Origin of the sequence: Dolichospermum sp. UHCC 0352 (assembly GCF_009711925.1) — a bacterium.
GTDB lineage: Bacteria > Cyanobacteriota > Cyanobacteriia > Cyanobacteriales > Nostocaceae > Dolichospermum > Dolichospermum lemmermannii.
In genome coordinates, this window is the sequence record NZ_VIKY01000095.1 from 466 (window position 1) to 1,796 (window position 1,331).

At 37.7% G+C, this 1,331-nt stretch carries 1 protein-coding gene; it reads right to left on the bottom strand.

Annotated elements, in window-relative coordinates:
• The coding region (locus FJR06_RS06265; protein WP_168651057.1) for an RNA-guided endonuclease TnpB family protein at window positions 1-1,122 on the bottom strand (1,122 nt) is incomplete at its 3' end.
• Window positions 1,123-1,331: the final 209 nt, after the last annotated feature.

The following is a 1,331-nucleotide window of genomic DNA, read 5'->3' on the forward strand; positions in this document are numbered from 1 at the left end:
GCTAGTTCCTAACGCCCAAAGTCGCAAACCTTCATTTCTAATATTTATTGCGGCATTGATATCTCTATCATGCTGTTTTTGGCAGTGAGGGCAATCTACAAACCTAACTCCTAACGAATCATATCCTTTTTGCCACACCGGAATTGGTAGTAGAGTTTCACTACAAAGTTGAGAAGACGGGAAGAAACGACCTATTTCTTGATAAGTATGACCAAATCTTTCAGCTTTGTATTTGAGCATGGTTTGAAACATTCCCCAACAAGAGTCACTAATAGCTTTTGCCAAGTTGGGATTTTTAACCATATTCTTAACTGCCAAATCTTCTACACAAATAACTTGGTTTTCGTATGCTATTTTGCGAGATAGTTTGTGTAGAAAGTCTTCACGGACTCTAGCTATTTTGCTAGAAACTTTTGCGACTAAACGTTTGGCTTTACGACGTTTATTAGATGTTTTATCGGTCTTCTTAGCTAGTTTTTTCTGCTTGCGCTTTTTATTCTTTTCAAGAAGAGCTAATTGCTTCTTAGGAAGGTCATATTTTGAGCCTTCGGAAGTTATAGCAAAGTTTTTCAATCCCAAATCAACACCAATAGCTTTTCTAATTGCAACTACCGGATTGTCATTTTGGTTAAAAAGAATAGATGCATAATACTTACCGTCTGCATTTCTTGATATTGTTACAGCCGTGAATTTTGCATCGGGCAATTCTTTATGGAACACGGTTTTCATCATCCCTAAATTGCCAGGAAACTTAATCACAGAATCCTCTGGCATCAGTTTCACATTTTGGGGATATTGAATTGATTGTTTACCATGTTTAGATTTAAAGTTAGGAAATTTAGCACGGTCTTCAAAAAAGTTGACAAACGCACTAGAAAGATTGAATGTGACTCGTTGCAACACTTGACTGTATGCAAGTCCTAACCATTCATATTCCTTTTTTAATCCTGGAAGCAACTTATCCATAGCCGCTTTAGAAAGCCCAATGCTTATTTCTTTATACGCGACAGTAGTGGCATTAAGCATATAATTCCACAACCATCGAGTATTACCAAAACATTGAGCTAAATATGATTCTTGCTCATCAGTGGGATAAATTCTAACTTTAATTGCTCTATACATGGTATCGACCTTACCGTGTTCGTATATTCATGGTAACACAAATAATCAAAACATACCGAATAAAAAACGAATATTTTGCTCGTTTCGTCGTTGTAGTCTTTCCGGTTTTCGCGGCGCACCCTGCGGGAAGCAAGCTACAAATCTGGTCAGACTACACCCGGATTTCTCACGCGCAATTCATCTCAACACTGACCTGAGTACAGGTACAG